This is a genomic window from Rhodococcus sp. JS3073, from assembly GCF_026810085.1.
Classification (GTDB): Bacteria; Actinomycetota; Actinomycetes; order Mycobacteriales; family Mycobacteriaceae; genus Rhodococcus_F; species Rhodococcus_F wratislaviensis.
Window position 1 is genome coordinate 3,796,243 of record NZ_CP113951.1, and the last position, 18,292, is coordinate 3,814,534.

22 protein-coding genes are annotated in these 18,292 nt (G+C 69.3%); 8 read left to right on the forward strand and 14 right to left on the reverse strand.

Annotated elements, in window-relative coordinates:
- Nucleotides 1-101 precede the first annotated feature (101 nt).
- The 6 genes from OYT95_RS17140 to OYT95_RS17165 all read left to right on the forward strand — a co-directional run bounded on the left by OYT95_RS17140 (nt 102) and on the right by OYT95_RS17165 (nt 4,346).
- Nucleotides 102-755, forward strand: coding sequence for a DUF6474 family protein (locus OYT95_RS17140; protein WP_037228313.1), 654 nt, complete (start codon nt 102-104; stop codon nt 753-755).
- Nucleotides 756-772: 17 nt separating this feature from the next.
- On the forward strand, nt 773-1,291 hold the full coding sequence (locus OYT95_RS17145; RefSeq protein ID WP_037228316.1) for a hypothetical protein: 519 nt from the start codon (nt 773-775) through the stop codon (nt 1,289-1,291).
- Between the two features lie 41 nt (nt 1,292-1,332).
- A complete protein-coding gene (locus OYT95_RS17150) occupies nt 1,333-2,001 on the forward strand; it encodes a YcnI family copper-binding membrane protein (RefSeq protein WP_112301551.1) in 669 nt (222 codons plus the stop codon).
- A complete protein-coding gene (locus OYT95_RS17155) occupies nt 1,998-2,531 on the forward strand; it encodes a copper resistance CopC family protein (RefSeq protein ID WP_112301550.1) in 534 nt (177 codons plus the stop codon). Before OYT95_RS17150 ends, OYT95_RS17155 begins: the two co-directional genes overlap by 4 nt.
- 5 nt (nt 2,532-2,536) lie before the next feature.
- The gene (locus OYT95_RS17160) at nt 2,537-3,475 is read left to right on the forward strand and encodes a CopD family protein (protein ID WP_268792017.1); all 939 of its coding nucleotides are present in this window, start codon (nt 2,537-2,539) and stop codon (nt 3,473-3,475) included.
- A 62-nt stretch (nt 3,476-3,537) separates the two neighbouring features.
- Nucleotides 3,538-4,346, forward strand: a protein-coding gene (locus tag OYT95_RS17165; protein WP_268792018.1) for an IS5 family transposase whose coding sequence is annotated in 2 segments (ribosomal slippage) — nt 3,538-3,880 and nt 3,880-4,346 — 810 coding nt in all. Because the reading frame shifts where the segments join, the coding sequence is not laid out codon by codon here.
- Nucleotides 4,347-4,394: 48 nt separating this feature from the next.
- Here OYT95_RS17165 and OYT95_RS17170 read toward each other — a convergent pair.
- The gene (locus OYT95_RS17170) at nt 4,395-5,324 is read right to left on the reverse strand and encodes an NADP-dependent oxidoreductase (RefSeq protein WP_037228323.1); all 930 of its coding nucleotides are present in this window, start codon (nt 5,322-5,324) and stop codon (nt 4,395-4,397) included.
- 236 nt (nt 5,325-5,560) lie between these two features.
- On the opposite strand from OYT95_RS17170, the gene OYT95_RS17175 reads away from it, so the two are divergent.
- Together OYT95_RS17175 and OYT95_RS17180 are read left to right on the forward strand one after the other, a co-directional pair.
- A complete protein-coding gene (locus tag OYT95_RS17175) occupies nt 5,561-5,926 on the forward strand; it encodes a RidA family protein (protein WP_009477076.1) in 366 nt (121 codons plus the stop codon).
- A gap of 108 nt (nt 5,927-6,034) precedes the next feature.
- Nucleotides 6,035-6,595, forward strand: a complete 561-nt coding sequence (locus tag OYT95_RS17180) for a MarR family winged helix-turn-helix transcriptional regulator (RefSeq protein ID WP_174233872.1) — start codon at nt 6,035-6,037, stop codon at nt 6,593-6,595.
- Between the two features lie 9 nt (nt 6,596-6,604).
- Here the strand turns inward: OYT95_RS17180 and OYT95_RS17185 are convergent, their stop codons facing one another.
- The 13 genes from OYT95_RS17185 to OYT95_RS17245 form a co-directional block, all read right to left on the reverse strand.
- Nucleotides 6,605-7,294 carry a TetR/AcrR family transcriptional regulator gene (locus tag OYT95_RS17185; protein WP_037228327.1) on the reverse strand — a complete coding sequence of 230 codons (690 nt, stop codon included), beginning with the start codon at nt 7,292-7,294 and terminating at the stop codon, nt 6,605-6,607.
- Between the two features lie 20 nt (nt 7,295-7,314).
- Nucleotides 7,315-8,346 carry an aromatic ring-hydroxylating oxygenase subunit alpha gene (locus tag OYT95_RS17190; protein WP_037228329.1) on the reverse strand — a complete coding sequence of 344 codons (1,032 nt, stop codon included), beginning with the start codon at nt 8,344-8,346 and terminating at the stop codon, nt 7,315-7,317.
- A gap of 1 nt (nt 8,347) precedes the next feature.
- Complete coding sequence (locus OYT95_RS17195; protein ID WP_005248918.1) at nt 8,348-8,560, reverse strand: recombinase-like helix-turn-helix domain-containing protein; 213 nt, start codon at nt 8,558-8,560, stop codon at nt 8,348-8,350.
- Nucleotides 8,561-8,572: 12 nt separating this feature from the next.
- Nucleotides 8,573-9,532 carry a PDR/VanB family oxidoreductase gene (locus OYT95_RS17200; protein ID WP_052032926.1) on the reverse strand — a complete coding sequence of 320 codons (960 nt, stop codon included), beginning with the start codon at nt 9,530-9,532 and terminating at the stop codon, nt 8,573-8,575.
- Between the two features lie 110 nt (nt 9,533-9,642).
- The gene (locus OYT95_RS17205; protein WP_037228332.1) at nt 9,643-10,377 is read right to left on the reverse strand and encodes an MBL fold metallo-hydrolase; all 735 of its coding nucleotides are present in this window, start codon (nt 10,375-10,377) and stop codon (nt 9,643-9,645) included.
- A gap of 79 nt (nt 10,378-10,456) precedes the next feature.
- Nucleotides 10,457-11,605: an MBL fold metallo-hydrolase gene (locus OYT95_RS17210; RefSeq protein WP_268792019.1), complete on the reverse strand. Its 1,149-nt coding sequence runs from the start codon at nt 11,603-11,605 to the stop codon at nt 10,457-10,459.
- Nucleotides 11,606-12,736, reverse strand: coding sequence for an FAD-dependent monooxygenase (locus OYT95_RS17215; RefSeq protein ID WP_268792020.1), 1,131 nt, complete (start codon nt 12,734-12,736; stop codon nt 11,606-11,608). It abuts the gene before it with no gap.
- Entirely contained in the window at nt 12,733-14,382 is a 1,650-nt protein-coding gene (locus OYT95_RS17220; RefSeq protein WP_268792021.1) for a thiamine pyrophosphate-binding protein, read from the reverse strand. Before OYT95_RS17220 ends, OYT95_RS17215 begins: the two co-directional genes overlap by 4 nt.
- Nucleotides 14,375-15,157: an SDR family oxidoreductase gene (locus tag OYT95_RS17225; RefSeq protein WP_268792022.1), complete on the reverse strand. Its 783-nt coding sequence runs from the start codon at nt 15,155-15,157 to the stop codon at nt 14,375-14,377. Before OYT95_RS17225 ends, OYT95_RS17220 begins: the two co-directional genes overlap by 8 nt.
- 16 nt (nt 15,158-15,173) lie before the next feature.
- Nucleotides 15,174-15,923, reverse strand: coding sequence for a 3-oxoacyl-ACP reductase family protein (locus OYT95_RS17230; protein WP_268792023.1), 750 nt, complete (start codon nt 15,921-15,923; stop codon nt 15,174-15,176).
- Nucleotides 15,924-15,925: 2 nt separating this feature from the next.
- Entirely contained in the window at nt 15,926-16,432 is a 507-nt protein-coding gene (locus tag OYT95_RS17235; RefSeq protein ID WP_005248926.1) for a cupin domain-containing protein, read from the reverse strand.
- A 14-nt stretch (nt 16,433-16,446) separates the two neighbouring features.
- Entirely contained in the window at nt 16,447-17,229 is a 783-nt protein-coding gene (locus OYT95_RS17240) for an alpha/beta fold hydrolase (RefSeq protein ID WP_268792024.1), read from the reverse strand.
- Entirely contained in the window at nt 17,226-18,155 is a 930-nt protein-coding gene (locus OYT95_RS17245; protein ID WP_005254764.1) for a VOC family protein, read from the reverse strand. Before OYT95_RS17245 ends, OYT95_RS17240 begins: the two co-directional genes overlap by 4 nt.
- Between the last annotated feature and the right edge of the window lie 137 nt (nt 18,156-18,292).

The following is an 18,292-nucleotide window of genomic DNA, read 5'->3' on the forward strand; positions in this document are numbered from 1 at the left end:
ACGATGACGAAGATTATGTGCTCCCCTAGGCTGATCCCGAAGCACCGGATGCAGTTGGTAGCGTGGGCTGCGCTGAAACACCAGGAAAAGGGGTCTTTTCGATGGGGTTGTTGAAGAAACGTAAGTCCCGAGCCACCCGCAAGGCGGAAGCCAAGGCACTCAGGCACAAGGCCGGAGTGGAGGCGAAGCTGAGCGCGCGAAACGAACGGAAGCGCGACAAGCAGGCCGCCAAGGCCGGCCGCAAGCTCGAGGCTGCCGAGCTGAAGTCGCTGAAGAAGGTCGAGAAGGCTCAGATCGCTGCGTTGAAGGCCGAGGAGAAGGCCGCAGCCCAGAAGGGTTTCACGGTCGCCGCCGTCCGCAAGTACCTCGGTGTCGCACGCCTGCTGACGCCGGTGCTGCTGCCGATCGCCTACCGCGCCGCCACGGTCGTGCGCGGGCAGATCGATGCCCGCCGTGCCGACCGGATGGGCGTCGACATCGACCAGCTCGCCAACTTCACCGGGCACGGCGCCAAGCTCAGCGCCCGCATCGCCGGCGCCGAAAGCTCCACCACGGAGATCCTCGGGCAGAAGCCGGACGACGCGGAGACGCAGAAGTTCGCCGCCGCCATCCGCGACCGCCTCGGTGATCTCAGCACCGCCGTCCGCGCGGCCGAGCAGATGCCGCAGGCCCGCCGCAAGGCCGCCCATCACGCCATCTCGTCCGAACTCGACGGAGTCGAAGCCGATCTCCTCGCCCGCCTCGGCGTGCGCTGAACGACCGACCCACCGCAATGTCCCCCGCCCGCCCCGCCGCGACCGCCACCCTTCGGGGCTCGGCGGTCGGCGCGCTCGTGGCCGCTCTCGCGGTCGCCGCGCACGGCATCGGTGGGGGCGGCCTCCCCGAATCCGCGGCCCTGACCCTGCTGTTCGTCACGTGCAGCGGTGTCGGCGCGGTCACCGCGCAGCTGCCCGCCCGTGTCCACGGACCGCTCGCGCTCGCCGGTGTCCTCGGTGTCGGCCAGGTGGCCGGACACTTCGCGCTCACGCTCACCTCGCACGTGCACTCGGCGGTCCCCGCCGTGCCGATGCTGGCCGCGCACGCCGCCGCCACCGTGATCTGCGCGCTGCTGATCGCGAACGCCGAGCGGCTGTACGGCCCCCTCGTCCACGTCTGGCGGGTGGTGCTCCGCGGCGCACCGCAGCGCATTTCGGTGGTGACGACGACGCACGTCCCGGCGCGTCCCGCGAACCCCGTGGACGCCCTGCTGCGCGCGAGCATTTCGCGTCGCGGTCCCCCGGTCCTGGTCTGACTCTCACCTCTTTCTCCCTTCAGACCCTCAAAGGACCTTCCATGAATTCCCTCGTTTCCCGTGCCCTTTTCACGGCCGGTGCGGCCGGCGGCGCCATGCTGCTCGCGGCCGGTGTCGCCGCCGCCCACGTGACGGTTGTCGCCCCGGGCGCCGAACAGGGCGGCTACTCCGTACTGACGTTCCGTGTTCCCACCGAGTCCGAGACGGCATCCACCACCAAGCTGACCGTCACGCTCCCCGACCTGAAGTCGGCCCGCACCACCCCGCTGCCGGGGTGGACGTCCGTCGTCGAGAAGGACCCGACGTCCAAGCTGGCGAAGTCCGTGACCTGGACCGCCGACCCCGGTGTCGGTGTCGCACCCGGCCAGTTCCAGCAGTTCGAACTGTCCGCCGGACCGTTGCCGGAGCAGGACGAGGTGTCGTTCCCGGCCGCCCAGACGTACAGCGACGGCGAGGTCGTCAACTGGGATCAGGCGGTCGGCGCCGACGGCGCGGAGCCCGACAAGCCGGCACCCACCCTCACGCTGGCCGCGGCGAGCGGTGAAGACCACAGCCACGACGCGGGCGGCGCCACGACGTCCGAGGAGACCGAGACGACGGCGTCCGGCACCGACGACACCGCCCGCTGGCTGGGCGGCATCGGCCTGGTCCTCGGCGCGCTCGGTGCGGCCCTCGGCCTCGGCGCCATGGTCCGGAGCCGTCGCTCATGAGAAGACGCACCACCTTCACGTCGGTGAAGGTGATCGCGGTCGGGCTGCTGACCATGCTCGCGAGCATGCTCGGGGCCGGCACCGCGGTCGCCCATTCCGTCGTGATCAGCTCGACCCCCGAGAACGGCGCGGAGATCGCGGCCGGCCCGGAACGGGTGAGCGTCACGTTCAACGAGGCGCTGCAGGAATCGTTCGCGTCCCTCACCGTGGTGGGGCCGGACGGCAACCTGTGGACCAAGGGCGACCCGGCCGTCGAGGGACCCACGGTCAGTGCCGAACTCGGCGAGCTGGGACCGGCCGGCGTGTACACCGTCGCGTTCCGCGTCACGTCCGCCGACGGGCATCCGGTGAGCGGAACCCGCACGTTCACCCTCACCGAGGAGGGGTCGGGCACGCCCGGCGCCGCAGCGGACAGCTCTGGTGAATCCGGCAGCGGCGGTGTTCCGTTGTGGCCGTTCATCGTTGCCGGTGTGCTCGTGTTCGGCGGCGGGCTGTGGTTCGCGCTCCGCAAGCCGCGCGGCGAGAACTGAGCACGGTGGGTACGGCGCGACAGTCCTGGCTGCTGTTCGCCGTACCCACATCGCTCGTCGGAGTCGCCTGTGGTTGGGCGCTCGCGCAACCGGAAGACCCCTCACCGTCGAGCGCCGTCCGCGCGCTGTGCCTGGTGCTCGGTTCGGCGGTGCTCGGACTCGCAGCGCTGGGCTGGTGGAGTCGCGCGGACAGCCGTCCCCTCGTGCGGGACGAACGGCTGTGGCGGTTGTCGACCGCGGTCGCCGGTGCGTGGATGCTCGCCGAGGCCGTGCTGCTGTCGATGACGGCGGCGGAGGCCGACGCCCTGGCGTTGTCGGAACTGTCGGTCGGACGGTTCGGGACGTACGTGACCGAGATCAGCGCGGGACGCGTCGACCTCGCCGTTCTCGTGTGCACGGCCGCGGCCACCGCGTGGTCGGCGGTCGCGTTCCGCCGCAGCGACGCCCGGCTCCCCGTCCCGGTGCTGGTGCTCGCGGCGCTCGCCCTGGTGGCCCGGCCGATCACCGGCCACATGTCGCAGCAGGTTCTCGGCTCGGTTCTCGACGTCGTCCATGCCCTGGCCGCCGCCGTGTGGTTCGGGCTCCTCGCCGCTCTCGGTCTGATGCTCCGGTCGCGCGGGGACTGGTCGTCGTGGTTGCCGCGGTATTCCGTCGTCGCGTGGCGGTGCGTGTGGTTGCTGACCGCGACCGGTGTCGTCGACGCCGCGGTCCGGCTGGGTGGGGTGACGCCGCTGTTCGACACCGGTTACGGCCGCATCGTCCTCGCCAAGGCGGTGGCGTTGGCGGCGCTCCTCGGGCTCGGCTGGTGGTGGCGGCGTACGTGGGTCGGGCAGGCGGCCGCGCACCGGATCAGCGCCGAAGGGTCCCTGCGGCGCGCGATCGTGGAGGTGGTGGTGATGGCCGTTCCGTTCGGTCTCGCCGCCGCCCTGGCCACCACCGCCTGACCCGTGAGCACTTAGAGGGTGTCTCATGTGGATGAAGTGACCTGTGGGACATAATGTGACGCGTGGTAGATGAGTTGTCACTGAGGTTGGTTCCGGATGCGTTGTGGGAGATAGTCGAACCGTTGATTCCTCCTTTTGTCCCCCGGCCGCAGGGAGGTGGCAGTGCGCCGGCCGATGACCGGGCGGTGTTCACCGCGATCGTGTACGTGCTCACCAGCGGATGTGCGTGGCGGCACCTGCCGCCCTCGTTCGGGGTGACCGTGCCGACCGCGCATCGACGGTTCAGTGCCTGGGTGCGGGATGGGGTGTTCGAGAAACTCCATCGCGAGGTTCTCGATCGACTCGGTAGCGCGGGCGAACTCGACTGGACGGCAGCGATCCTGGACGCGGCAAGCGTGCGGGCGAAAAGGGGGGCTCACTGACGGGTCCCAGCCCGGTCGACCGCGGTAAGAAGGGATCGAAGATCCACGTCCTGTCCGAAACGAATGGAATTCCACTGGTCGTGGGCGTGACCGGGGCGAACACCCATGACAGCACGATGCTGCAACCATTGGTGGCAGCGATTCCGGGCGTGAAGTCTCGGCGCGGACCGCGCCGACGCAAGCCGGGAAAGCTTCGCGCCGACAAGGGCTACGACTACGACATTCACCGACGGTGGCTGCGCGAACGAGGCATCGTCCCGCGGATCGCCCGCCGCGGCATCGAGCGAAACGATCGCCTCGGCCGGTACCGATGGAAGATCGAACGCACCATCGCCTGGCTCACCGGCTACCGGCGCATGACCATCCGCTACGAGCGCCACGGCGAACACTTCGCCGGCTTCCTTCACCTCGCCGCCGCACTCACCTGCTTCAAGAAGCTCCCCACATGAGACACGCTCTTATTAACGTCCGGCGGTTAATAAGTACTCACGGGTGCGTCAGCGCAAGAGGATCTTCCCGCGGCTGCCGCCCTTCTCGCCGGCGCGCTGCGCGTCGGCCGCATCGGTCAGCGGGAATGTGCGGGCCGGCGGGAGGGCCAGCTTCCCGGCCGCGGCGAGGGCGCCCAGCCGGCGCAGTGTCTCCGCGTTCCGATCGCCGGCGTTGCCGGACGAGAACGTGATTCCCAGCCCGAACGCGGCACCGTCCGACAGCGTCACGATCCGGTCGGTGCCTCCACGCAGTTCCATCGCCGCCTCGAGTCCGCCGAAGCCGGCGTCGAGGACGGCGTCCACACCGTTCGGGGCGAGTTCGCGGACCCGGGCCGCCAGTCCCTCGCCGTACGTCGTGGGGGTCACGCCCAGCTCCCGCAACGCGTCGTGGTGTTTCTCGCTCGCGGTGCCGATCACGGTGACACCCGAATCCAGCGCCAGTTGCGCCGCAATGGTTCCCACCGCCCCGGACGCGCCGTTCACCAGCAACGTCTCACCGGACGTCAGCTTCAGGAGCCGCAGTCCACGAGTGGCGGCCTCGCCTGCGACGGGGATGGTGGCGGCGTCCGTCCAGCTCAACCCTTTCGGCTTCGGCACGACGATCGACGCGAGCGCGTACTCGGCGTAGCCACCGGTGTCGGACCAGCCGAACACCTCGTCGCCGACCACCACACCGGTCGCGTCCGGACCGACCGCGTCGACCACGCCGGCCACTTCGCTGCCCGGGACCTTCGGGAACTGCACCGACATCACCTCGGCCATCGACCCCGACCGCAGCTTCCAGTCGATCGGGTTCACCCCGGCGGCCCGGATGACGAGGCGTACCTGGTTGCCGGTGGGCTCGGGCACCGGCACGTCGTGGGTCTCGAGCACCTCGGGACCACCGTAGGACGAGTAGGAGACTGCCTTCATGGTCTGCTTCGGGTTGGAATTCGTCATGCCAACAATCTCGTCCTCGGCGGTCCGTCGCGCCAGAGATTCGGCTGGTGGATCGTGCGGCGGACGGGTGGATCATCGCGAAGACGTCCGGATCGACGTCGGGCTGCAGGGCCGCCAGTTCGGCGATCAGCCACGGCCTGCATGCGACGCTCTCGGTGCGATTCGGCTTCTCCCTGTCAATTAGTTTAGCGCTAAGATATAATCACCGGAGAAGCCCACCGAGAAAGCGAGCCTCCATGTCCCTCACCGAAGTCACCGCCCACCACCCCTACAGCCCGGCCGTGGTCGCGGGCGGACTCGCGTTCGTCTCCGGCGCACTGTCCGTCGATGCCGAGGGCACCGCCGTCCCGGGCCGCACCGAGGCACTCGACGCCGCCGTCGACCGCATGGTCGATCGCCTCGCCACCGTCGGCGGACAGCTGAAGGACGTCGTCAAGCTCACCTACTACGTCACCGACCTGTCGCTGCGCGAGGAGGCGAACCGCCAGTTCGAGCGCATCTTCGACGAGCCGCGTCCCGCGCGCACGTTCCTCGAGGTCAGCAGCCTCCCCTACGGCGCCATCGCCGAGATCGACGCCGTCGCGGCGGTCGAGGGACGCTGACACCGCACCTGCCCGGCAGCGCCGCGGGTCCCCGTTCCGAGGAATCGGCGGGGACCCGCGGCGCGTCGCCGTCACTTATGCTTCGTTAGATATCTTGGTACTAAACAGATGAGACCCTCGAGGATCCAGGAGGTGCGCCCGGTGACGCAACGCCCCGTTCCAGATCGCGATGCCGTCGACGACATCGTCGACCAGTGGGCCCACCAGTGGCCCGAACTGGATGTGAGCCCGCTGAAAGTGCTGGGCCGCCTGCACCGTTCGTATCTGCGCTACCAGACGTCCCTCGCCGCCGTGTTCGAGGAGCACGGCATCAACATGGCGTCGTTCGACGTTCTGGCCGCCCTCCGACGTTCGGGTCCGCCGTACCGGATGACGTCCGGACAGTTGGCGGAATCCGCCCTCGTCACCACCGGTGGAGTCACGCTGCGCGTCGACCGCCTGGAGAAGGCGGGACTCGTGCAGCGGGAGCGCGACGCCGAGGACCGGCGGATCGTGCACGCCCAACTCACCGACGAGGGCCTGCGGGTGATCGAGAAGGTCGCGGAGGCCCACTTCGCCAACGAGTCGCAGATCCTCAGCGGGATGTCGACGGACGATCAGGCGGCGCTGGCCGAACTGCTCCGCAAGCTCGAGCACTCGATCGTCGAGAACCAGGCCCCCACCGCCTGACCGGAAAAGTCAGCTGGCCGCGCGGACGGTCAGGTCGGCGACCTCACCGAATCCGATGAACCGTTCGGACGCCGCCGTCATCTCCACGATGAACCGTCGCTGCTCGTCCTGCGACGCACCGATCAGGCGCGCCGCACCCGTCCACTGCGCCTCGGACAGTTTGCGGGCGAGCTGGGCGGGTTCGGCGCACGGCGTCGCGATCCCGGCCTGGTTGAGCCGTTCGATGAATCGGATGTACCGGCCGAGGATCCGGTTGTGTGCCGCCTCGAGCTGTTCCCCGATCACGGGGTCGACGGCGGCGCGGTCCTCGATCATCGTGAACAGGCGTCCGCTGCTGTAGACGGTCTCGATGAACGCCGCGGTGGCCGCCCGCAGGACGCTGCGCGGGTCCGCGTCCGGCGGGACCGGGATGCGCTGAGCCTCGACGAACGTGTCGAACACCGCGGCGGCGACGGCACGGAAGGCGTCGTCCCGGGATGCGAACCGGGCGGAGAATTCGGCCTGCGACACCCCGGCGGCAGCGGCGATGACCGCCTCGGAGGTGCGCTCGTATCCCAGCTCGGCGAAGCACCGCCCCGCCGCCTCGACCAACGCGAGCCGACCTCGATCGTCACCGTTCGTAAGCACCGCTCGCGCCTCCTCGTACCCCGGCCGGCGCCCGACGTGTCGGCCGTCACACATTCTTAGTTGACATTTCATTCACGTCAACCCGCGCGACCCTACGCCTCCTGAAGTGCCTTCGCCTGGGCCTCGGCCTGCGCCCGGTAGAGCCGGCGGAGCCGGATGACGCCGAGGTCGTGCTGGTACAGGTTCTCCGCCTGGTCCGCGTCGGATGCCATCGCCTCGAGCATGGTGCGGTCCTGCTCGAGCACCACCCAGTGCCGCTCCTCGAGCTTGGTGCGGTACAGGAACCGCCAGACGTCGCGTTCCCAGCCCTCGACGCGGCGGTAGCGCCAGAAGAACACCGCGGTGGTCTCGGCGTCGATCGGCGTTCCCATGCCGACGATGCCGAACGAGCCACCCGGGCCGGCGGTCGGCGGGTACGGGATCTCGAGATCCACCCAGTCGATGCCGGTACGGCAGAACTCGACCCAGTCGAAGTTCACACCCCGCTGGTCGGTCTTCTCGAAGAAGAACCCGCGATCGGTTTCGCGGATCCGGAACTTCGCGGACGTCTCGCCGCCGAACATCGAGTGCGATTCGCGGTGCAGGAACGCTCCGTGCATCGGGTCGAGCAGGTTCTCCAGCGTGAACCGCCACGGCGCCTTCCACTCCGCGTAGCAGAGGAAGTGTGAGATGCCGTCGTCCGTGAGGCGCTCGGGCAGTTCCAGGGGCGCGGGTTCGGCGTCGGGGTCGGTGCCGAACCAGGCGAGCACGGCGCCGGCCACTTCCTGCACGGGGAGGCTGGTCACCAGCCGTTTGCCCTCGAGGTTGCAGCCGGGCATTCCGGGGACGGAGACGACGGTGCCGCCGCCGTCCACCTGCACGCCGTGGTACTGGCAGGCGACCCGATCACCGAGGTGCTGGCCCTGCGACAGCGGGGCGCCGCGGTGCGGGCAGCGGTCGGCGAGCATGCGGAGGGTGCCGTCGGACTGACGGAACAGCAGCCAGTCCTCGCCGAGGCGCCGCACCTTCTTCATGTCGCCGCGCGCGACGAAGTCGGATGGGCACACCGCGTGCCACTGGTCGCGCATCCCGGTCGCGAAGATCTCGTCGCCGGTCAGTGCCGCCTTGCGCAGTCGGTTCACCATGTCAGGCCCCCATCCGTCGGATCTCGTCCGTGAAAGTGTCGGTGGTCCAGGCGTCGCCGCCGGGACTGTGGATGCCGAGGGCGTTCAAACCCTTCACCAGGCCTTCGAGGTGGTGCACACCGGTGCCGAAGACCTCTTCGATCGCACCGGCCAGCTTCCGTTCGTACGGGGTGGGTGCCGTGCCGGACTGGCGTGGTTGCAGATACAGGCTCATGGTTCTTCCCTTCTAGAGATCCAGCACGAGCTCGTCGGAGCGGGCGCGGGAAACGCAGATCATGATGGTGGTGCCGGACTCCTGCTCGGAGCTGGAGAGCAGGGAGTCGCGGTGGTCGGGGGTGCCGGCGAGGACGCGGGTTTCGCACGTTCCGCAGATGCCTTCGCGGCAGGAGTTGGGGACGTCGACGCCGGATTCCTCGAGGGTGTCGAGGATGGTCCGGTCGGGGGCGACGGTGGCCGAGATGCCGGATCGTTCGCAGATCACGCGGACGGGACGGTCGCCGGCGAGGGTGTCGGCGGGGATCTCCTTCGCCTTGAACCGCTCGAGCCGGATCGCGCCGTCCGGCCAGGAGCCGGTGTATCCCTCGACCGCGCCGAGCAGGCCCTCGGGGCCGCAGGCGTAGACGAGTGTCTCCGCGCGGGCGGCGCCGAGGATGGCGGCCAGATCGAGGATGCCGTCGGCCTCCTCGGTGACGACGTGCACGCGGTCGCCGTATGCGGACAGTTCGTCGAGGAACGCCATCGACGCGCGGGCACGGCCGCCGTAGTGCAGTTCCCATTCGGCACCCATGCGTTCGGCTTCCCCGATCATCGCGAGGATCGGCGTGATGCCGATGCCGCCGGCGATGAACACGTAGCGCGGCGAGGGCAGGAGTTCGAAGTTGTTGCGGGGCGCGCTCACCGACAGGCTGTCGCCCGGCCGCAGCGTCTCGTGGACGTGCCGGGAGCCGCCTCGGCCGGTCACCTCGTGGAGGATCGCGACGCGGTACCCGGTCTTGTCGTCAGGGTCTCCGCAGAGGGAGTACTGGCGGATGGTCCCGCGGTTCAGGTGCAGGTCCAGGTGGGCGCCCGGCGTCCACCGGTCGACCGCGCCGCCGTCTTGTCGTTCGAGGCGGAGCGAGACCACACCCGAGGACTCGACCCGCATCTGACGCACCATCATGGGGACGGTGTCTGCGTCTGTTGTCATCGCTCACTCCCAGGCTCAACCGAAGGCGTAGTTCCTTAGTGCTCAATAATTTAGCACTAAGATGTATCGTGCGCCACAGTTGAGGGGAAATTCGTCGAGTACAGGCCGGGCTACTCCGCTTCGCGGTACCGCACGGTCTCGGCCGCGAGCCGCTCCTCGTACGCCTGCGCGAGGTCGTGCAGAGCCTGCACGCAGTCACCGGTGAACACCGGCGCGTGCATCGGCGCCAGCAGCAGGGGCTCGAGATCGGCGAGTCCCCGGATCGTGGGCCCGAGCGCCGGCGTCAGGCACGTCGCGTTCCCCATGTCCTCGGCCGCGATCGCCGGGCCGACGATCTCCTCCTCCGTGGCAGGCGGGTGATGACCGAACGCGGTGAACAGGTCGCCACAGAACAGTGTCTGCGTCGTCTCCTCGAAAACCAGCCCGGCGTCCCACCCGTGCGGAACGTGCGGAGTGTCGAGGTGACGGACCCGTCTGGTGCCCGTCTCCATCACGTCGCCGTACTGCAGGGGACGCGGCATCCGATCGGCGAGGTCGTTGACCTGTACGAAGCACCCCAACGCCCCGTGCGCGACCTCGGCGTTCGGCGCGGCCGCCAGCCACGAGTTCATCGCGCCGCACTCGTCGGCCTCGACGTGCCCGAACGTGATCCACCGCAGCCTGTCGAGAGGAATCAGCCGGCCGACCGCCTCGGACACGGACGGGAACAGCGCACGCTGACCGGTGTGGAACAGCAGCGGTTCCTCACCGTCGACGAGGAACTGGTTCATGATCAGGTTCGGCTCGTCCAGATACGTGGACAGCCGGTAGATGTCGGGAGCGATCTCGGTAATCGTGGTGTCCATCCCTGGCTCCGATCACGTCACGGTGTCGTGAGATCCAGCCTTCTCGGGACAGCGGCGGCGCGCAAGATCCGCGATGGCGCTACCGTCGTTGCCCGACGCCGATCCGGACCAGGTCGTGCCCGACGGTCACGGTGCCGGCGAACGTGGACTTCACACCGCGTTCCCACTGGTCGTCGGTGACCTGCCGAGGGTCGCCCGGTCCGATGTCGGAGAGAACCACCTGGCGGACACCGGCGTCCGTGGCGACGCACCCGACGTCCTGCGCGGTGGTGTGCGCCTGAATCATGTGCTCGACCAGTGCGGGACCTGAAGTCGCGGCGTAGAAGTCGACGTCGATGACCTCGTGGACGAGGATGTCCGATCCCTGAGCGAGCCGAACCACGTTCGGCGATTTCGCGGTGTCGCCGGAGAACGTGACGGCACCGTCCTCCGTGTCGAACCGGTACGCCAGCGACGGGTAGACCGGGCCGTGTGGAACGAGCGTCGCGGTGACCCGGACGCGGTCGTCTTCGAAGACCGGGAAGGGTTCCATCTCCGGGGCGGTGTTGTCGGCGGACGCGCCCGCCGACTCCGGCGGCAGTACGTCGTGCAGCGACAACCGCTGTCCGTAGTCGGACTGGGCGCCCTTTTCGACGTTGCGAATGTTGATGTCGTAGGCGAATGCGTCGAGGACGCCCGCGAACAGATCGGTGAGTCCGGGTGTCGGCGATGCCGGACTCTGGATCGGAATACTCTGTCCGCCGCGCGGTGCCGACAGTCGGCCCGCCGAGCCGGGGCCGTACACGGGCACCACGTCGCGGAACGTGTAGGACGGGGTCCCGCCCGGCAGCCAGAAGACGTTGAACAGGTCGGCGATGTGATCGCTGTGCATGTGCGTGACGAAGACGCCACCGAGCGAATCCGCGGCGATACCGGCCTGGATCAGCTTGCGGCTCGACCACGGACCCGCGTCGATCAGGTACGGTCTGTCGCCGACGACGAGCACACTGGACGTGCCGCTCCGCCCCGGCACGGCGATGGGTCCGGCCGCCGTGCCGAGCAGAATCAGCGTCGTCGCGTAGCCTTCGACGTCACCGGACAACTCGTAGGCGTCCGGTGGCGTGGCGCCGCTCGGCTGCGCGTCCGAGGTGTGCGACGCGCAGCTCGTCGCGGCGACGGCGGTGGCCGCAGACCCCAGCAGCGCCAGCGCCCTTCGCCTCGACAGCCCTTGTCGTCCGACAGGTTCCATCTATGCGCCCGCTCGGGCCGCGGCCAACTCCAACGGCACGTGCCAGGCGTCGTATTCGTAGACCCAGTCGCCGTTGCCTGCGACCTTCAGCCATTCGTTGGACCGTGAGCCGCGCTGGATGCGCGAGGTCCGCTGCAGTCGCGTGTCCTGGTAGGTCTGCAGCGCGACTGCGGGGTCGTCGAACAGGCTCAGGCAGCGGGACAGGACGACGGCGTCTTCGATGGCCATGCCGGCGCCCTGCGCCATGAACGGCATCATCGGATGTGCCGCGTCGCCGAGGAGCACGGCGCGCCCGTCGGTCCACGATGCCAGCGGGTCTCGAACGTAGAGAGCCGATTTCAGGACGTCGTCGCACGCGTCGAGCAAGGCTCGTGCCTCGGGGTGGAAGTCGCGGTACAGCTCACGCAGTTCGGTGACGGAACCGGGTGTGGTCCACGATTCCTCGGTCCATTCCTGCTGCGCGCAGGTGGCGAAGACGAAGATGTCCTTGCCCTGGTTGAGGGGGAACGTCACGATCTGCGTCGACGGATTCGGCCCCCACCACTTGGTGAAGCAGTCCAGGTTCGGCAACTCGCCGACGCGTTCGGTGGGGACGACAGCGCGGAACGCCACGACCCCTGTGAACGTCGGCTGTTCGCGCCCGAGCAGCGAGGTCCGGACCGCGGAGTGGATCCCGTCGGCACCGACGATCACGTCGGCGGAAGCCGCACTGCCGTCGGTGAACTCGATGCGGCCGTCCGCAGCGTCGCTGACCCGGCGACCCATTTCGACGACACCCGACGGCAACCGGTTCTCGAGCGCGGTCATGAGGTCGCCCCGGTGCATGGTCAACTGCGGTGCACCGTACTGCTGTTCCGCGCTGTCCCCCATCGGCAGCCGGGACGTTTCGGCACCCGTGTCCCACGTGCGGCTGATCCGGAACTGCGGCCGGGCCGCGGATTCGCGGATCGCCGGCCCGATGCCGAGTCCGTCGAGAGCCCGGACCGCGTTGGGGGTGAGGTTGATGTCGGCGCCGACGCGGGCGAACTGCCTCGTCTGCTCGTAGACCGTGACGTCGAGACCGAACTTGCGGAGGGCGATCGCCGTGGCGAGTCCGCCGATGCCGCCGCCGCAGACGGCGACCGTGGTCACTGCGCACCCTTTCCGGGCACCGTGACGGGCGGGGTGAACGGTGCCGGCATGTCGCCGTAGGCGGCGAGATCGACCTCGACGATCACCGGCGCCTGCCGCGACACGGCGTCGGCGAACACCTCGTGGGCCTCGGCGGCGCCACCGATCCGCAGGTACGGCACGCCGATGGACTGCGCCAGCAACGGGAAGTCGGGGGTGACGAGGTCGACGGCGTAGGTGTCTTCGCCGCCGCCCTTCTGCATGTTGCGCAGCACGCCGTAGCCGCCGTCGTTGAACACGAGCAGCACCAGCCACGGCTTCTCCTGCGCCATGGTCAGGATCTCGCCGAAGTGGACGGCCAGGCCGCCGTCGCCGACGAGCGCGAGGGTGGGCCGGGTCTCGTCGGCCAGTGCGGAACCGATGGCCATGCCGAGGCCCTGTCCGATGCCGCCGCCGCGGGGGAAGACGTTGGACTTGGGGTCGAACATCGGCAGCAGTCGGTTGCCCCAGGAACTCGACGCGATGGTGACGTCGCGGGCGATCACGGAATCCTGCGGGAACGCGGCACGCACGGCGTCGCACAGCACCGCGTGGTCGCCGAGTCCGGCGCGCTGCTTGCTGCGGACGAGTTCACGGGTGGTGCGGGCACGTTCGGTCCAGGCGGCGTCGACGGGCGCCAGGCCCGACAGTTGACGGAGGAACGTGGTGATGTCGGCGGTGATCCCGGCCTGCGCCGGGTAGACGCGTCCGACCGCGGCCGCATCGATATCGACCTGCACGTGCACGGCGGGGACGGGCATGGAGTAGTCGCCGGTCTCGTTGGACCGGAAGTGGGTGCCCAGCGACAGCAGCACGTCGGCATCCTGGAGGAGCTCACGCCCGACCGGGGTGTTGCCGTAGTTGCCGATGCACAGCGGATGGTCCTCGGGCACGGCGCCGCGGCCGGAGTTGCTGGTGAGCAACGGGACTCCCCACTGCTCCACCAGTTCGGTCAGCTCGGCACCGGCTGTCGCGACACCGCCGCCCGCCCAGATCACCGGGCGTTCCGCCGACCGCAGCAGGGCGAAGGCGACGGCCAGCTCGTCGGCGTCCGGCGTGCGCGGCGACTCCGACACCGGCTCGACCACGTCGATGACGTGCTCCGCGTACTGGAGGTCGATCGGCCATTCGATGCTCGACGGCCCGCCGGGCGCGGCGAGGGCGGCAGCGACGCCTTCCCGCAACACCTTTCCGGCGCTGTCGGTGTCGAGGATGGTGGCGGCATGCTTCGACGTCGCCGTCAGCATCCCCAGCTGATCCTTGGTCTCGTGAATGAATCCGCGACCCGAGCCGAGGTACCGGCTCTCGACGTTGCCCGTCACGTGCAGCACCGACGTTCCCGCGCTGAGCGATTCGATCAGCGACCCGGCGGCGTTGCCGGCACCGGTTCCGGTGCTCGTGAGAGCGCAGCCGAGTCCGCCGGTGGCCCGGGCGTACCCGTCGGCCGCGCTGACGGCGGTGGCCTCGTGCCGGACCGGCACGAACCGCAGGTGCTTGCTGACCGCCTGCACCAGGGGCTGGTTGTGGACGCTCACGATGCCGAAGACGGTGTCGACCCCGGCCTCGCGCAGCACCTGGACGAGCAGGTCGCCCCCATTACCCACAGACATGGTGTTCCTCTCAGACATAGCGCGCGACGCCTCCGCAGACGTCGAGGCTGGTGCCCGTCACATAGGACGAGCGGGGGGACAGCAGGGTCACGATCATGGCGGCCACCTCGTCGGCGCGGCCGAACCGGCCGAGGCCGATGCCGCGGTCCTGGGCGATCTCCGCCTCCCATTCGGCGAATGAGGCGTCGGTGCCGGATTCCTCGTAGCGGCGCCGCCACTGGCCGGTGTCGACCAGTCCGAGCGACACCGAGTTGACGCGGATGCCGTCGGCGGCGAGTTCGAGTGACAGCGACTTGCTGAGGTTCAGCAGCCCGGCCCGGGCGGCGCTGGTGGTGACCAGCCGCGGCTCGGGCTGACGTGCGAGCACCGCCGAGATGTTGACGATGGCCGCGGCGTCGGACTTGCGCAGCGCCGGCAGGGCGGCCTCGACCGTGTTGAGGACGCTGGAGAACTTGAGGTCGAGTTCGTCGCGCCAGTCGTCGAGGGTCGCCTCGCCGCGCGGGACCATGCGGGACTTGCCTGCGTTGTTGACCAGACCGTCGAGGCCGCCGAATCGGGCGACACCGGCGTCGACCAGCGCAGCGACCGCGGCCGGGTCCCGGACGTCGCAGGACGCGGTGAGGACGCGGTCGCTGCCGGGCAGCGGCGCGATCACGGAGTCGAGCCGGTCGCGGTCGCGCGCGCAGGTGACGACGTTGGCACCCTCCTCGAGCAGCATCGCGACAGTGGCGAGCCCGACCCCCGAGCTTCCGCCGGTCACCAGGTGGGTGCGGTCTTTCAGTTGCAGGTCCACGACGTGGTCCCCTTCTCTAGTTCAGGACGAATCCGCCGTTGACGACGAGTTGCTGACCGGTGATGTACGACGCCTCGGGTCCCATCAGGAACGCGACCGCGCCGACGAGATCCGACGGTTGCTGCGGCCGTTCGAGCGCCCGGTTGAGGCGGTACAGCTCGTGCCGGTGCTCCGGAACCTGCTGCGCCGATTCGCTTTCGGTCAGACCGGGCGAGACGGTGTTGACGGTGATGCCGTGCGGGCCGAGGTCGCGGGACATGGCGCGGGTCAGCGCGGCCACCCCACCCTTGGAAGCGATGTAGTGCGCGAGGCGTGGCGAACCGTACAGGGCGGCGTCCGAGCCGATGGTGACGACTCGTCCGCCTCCGTTCCCGATGATGGAGGGAACGATCGCCCTGCTCACGAGGAACGTGCCGCGCAGGTTGACGCCCAGCACACGGTCCCACTCGTCGATGCCGAGTTCGTGAATCGGTTTGCCGCCCACGCCGTCCGCGAGGGCCGCGTTGTTGACGAGGCCGTACAGCGGGCCGCCGGAGGTGACGGTGGCCGCCATCGCGTCGACGGACTCCGCGTCGCGGAGATCGACCCGGACGAACTGTGCCTTGACGCCGTCGGCGCGCAGGCTCTCCGCCGCGTCCTCGCCCCAGTCCTCGCGGATGTCGGCGAGCCACAGGGAGGCGCCGTCCTCGCCGAGCCGGCGGGCCAGGGCGAGGCCGAGACCCCGCCCCGCCCCGGTGACGAGAATGCTGCGGCCGTCGAGACTCATGGTCAGTCCCGCGTCACGCCGTGCATGGCCGACGTCTCGGGGTACGTCGGGATCTGCGGCTTCTGAGCGCCGATGATGACGCAGAACAGAGCGTCCTTGTCGCCGTTGTTCTTCAGGCTGCGCGGGACCCCGGCCGGGACGACGATCATGTCGCGGTAGCCGAGGGTGCGCTTCTCCACCTGGCCGTCGCGGTGGACGCCGACCTCCACCTCGCCCTCGAGGACGAAGAAGGCTTCCTCGGCGTCGTGGTGGGTGTGCTCCGGGCCCTCGGCTCCGGGGGGAAGCAGCATGTTGGAGAACGTGAATCCGCGCGAGACGATGGTGCGGTTGTCGTTCTCGTGGTTACCGGTCGCGCCGGAGCCGACGTAGCGGATCTGCGCGCGCTTGAACTGGTCGCCGGCCTTGGCCTGGAAGCCCAGCGTGTCCCAGTCCTCGTGGCGGGAGCCACGGGTGAGGATCAGCGAGTCGGTGAATTCCTTCAGGTCGGCGGTGCCGTATTCGAGTGTCATGTCGTGCTCCTTCTCTAGAGGTGGTTGCGTAGGCGTTCGGTGATGTGGATGAAGGACTCGACCCAGGCGTTGAAGGCCTCCGGCCGCTCCTGGTTCGCGAGGTGTCCGGCACCTCGGATGGTGACGAACACGGCGCCCGGAATTCCTCCGGCGAGAACCTGGCTCGCGGGAACCCCGGTAACCCCGTCCTCGTCCCCACCGAGGACGAGTGTGGGGATGTCGATCTTCGGCAGATCGGCCGTGTGATCGGTGGCCGCCATCGACTCGGCGGCGTACCCGTAACCGGGCAGCCGGATCGACGAGGCCATGATCGCCGTGGCCTTCGCGGTCAGTTCGTCGTCGGCCGTGCCGGACAGCAGGCGCGGGGCCCGTTCGGCGGCAAACGCTTCCGCGCCCTCCTGCTCGAGCGTCGCGGCCCGGGCGAGCATGCGGGCGGCGGCGTCGTCGTCCGCCCCCGAGCCGACGGAGGAACTGCCGAGCAGCAGACTCCGTACGAGCCCCGGGTGGCGCATCGCCAGCCGGGTGGCGATCACGCCGCCCCACGACATTCCCAGGACGTGCGCTCCCGCGTCACCGCAACGGTCGCGGATCACGTCGGCGGCGGCGTCGGCGTAGTCGTCGAGGTCGAACGGTCGGCCGGGGTCTTCGCTGCGGCCGTAGCCGGGAGCGTCCCAGGCCAGCAATCGCAGCGACGACGACAGTTCGTCGAACTGCGGCGCGAAACTGTCGGCGCTGCCGCCGATCCCGTGCAGCAGGAGCAGCGCGGGGCCGGAACCGGATTCGACGACGTGCGTCACGACGCCCGCCCGAGGTCGAACCGCTCGAACGCTCCGGGGTCGGGGATGCCGGCCATGTGGTCGCGGACCTGCTTGGACGGCGGGCCCGCGGTGCCCCAGAGGTCGGAGAGTTCCGGAACCCGGCGCCAGACCTTGCACAGCCACCGGTCCTCGTCGACCTGCGCGATGCCGGACGTGTACTCGCACACCAGCCCTGCCGGGTCGGCGAAGTAGGAGAAGGTGTTGTCGCCGGGGCCGTGCTTGCCCGGACCCCACAGCGGCACGGTGCCGTGGTGACGCAACCGGCCGATGCCACGCATGAAGTGGTCCACGGTGGGCATCTCGTAGGCGACGTGATTGACGGACGTCCACTCGGCCTGGTTGAACGCGATGCTGTGATGGTCGGTGTTGCAGCGCAGGAACGCCATCTGGTGCTCGGACCAGTCGGAGACCCGCATGCCCAGGACGTCGCAGTAGAACGTCACCGCGGCGTCGATGTCGACGGTGTTGAGGACGACGTGCGTGACGCCGACCGGCACGGCGTCCTCGCGACCGAGCTTCGGGACCGCCAGTGCGTCGGCGAGCAGTTCGACGACGCGGCCCTCGGGGTCGACCAGGCTCACGCCGTAGCCGCCGCCGAGATCGTCGACCGGCCCCGGGCCGCTGACGATCGGGACGCCGCGGAGTTCGAGTCGGCGGGCGGCCTCGTCGACCTCGGCCGGCGTGGCGACGGCGAACGTGATGCGGCCGAGGCCGTTCCGCTCGGCCTGGGTGAGTTGCAGCGCGTGGTGGTGCTCACCGGTCCCCCGCAGCCAGGCACCGTCCGTGCCCTGCTCGACCACGCGCAGCCCCCAGACCTCCGAGTAGAAGTCGGTGGATTCGATGCTGGCCTGCGTGCGCAGTTCGACGGAGCGCAGGCACCGCAGCCGGGCTATGGGTTGGTTCATCGCATGCCTCCAGTTGCTTAGGTCTCAATATCTTAGCGCTAAAGTAATAGGTCGTACAGAGCTGACGGAAATTTCTTTCTGCCCGACCTACTACTTCAGCTTCCCCGTGGGCCGATGTGACAGCGGTTCAGTCAGAC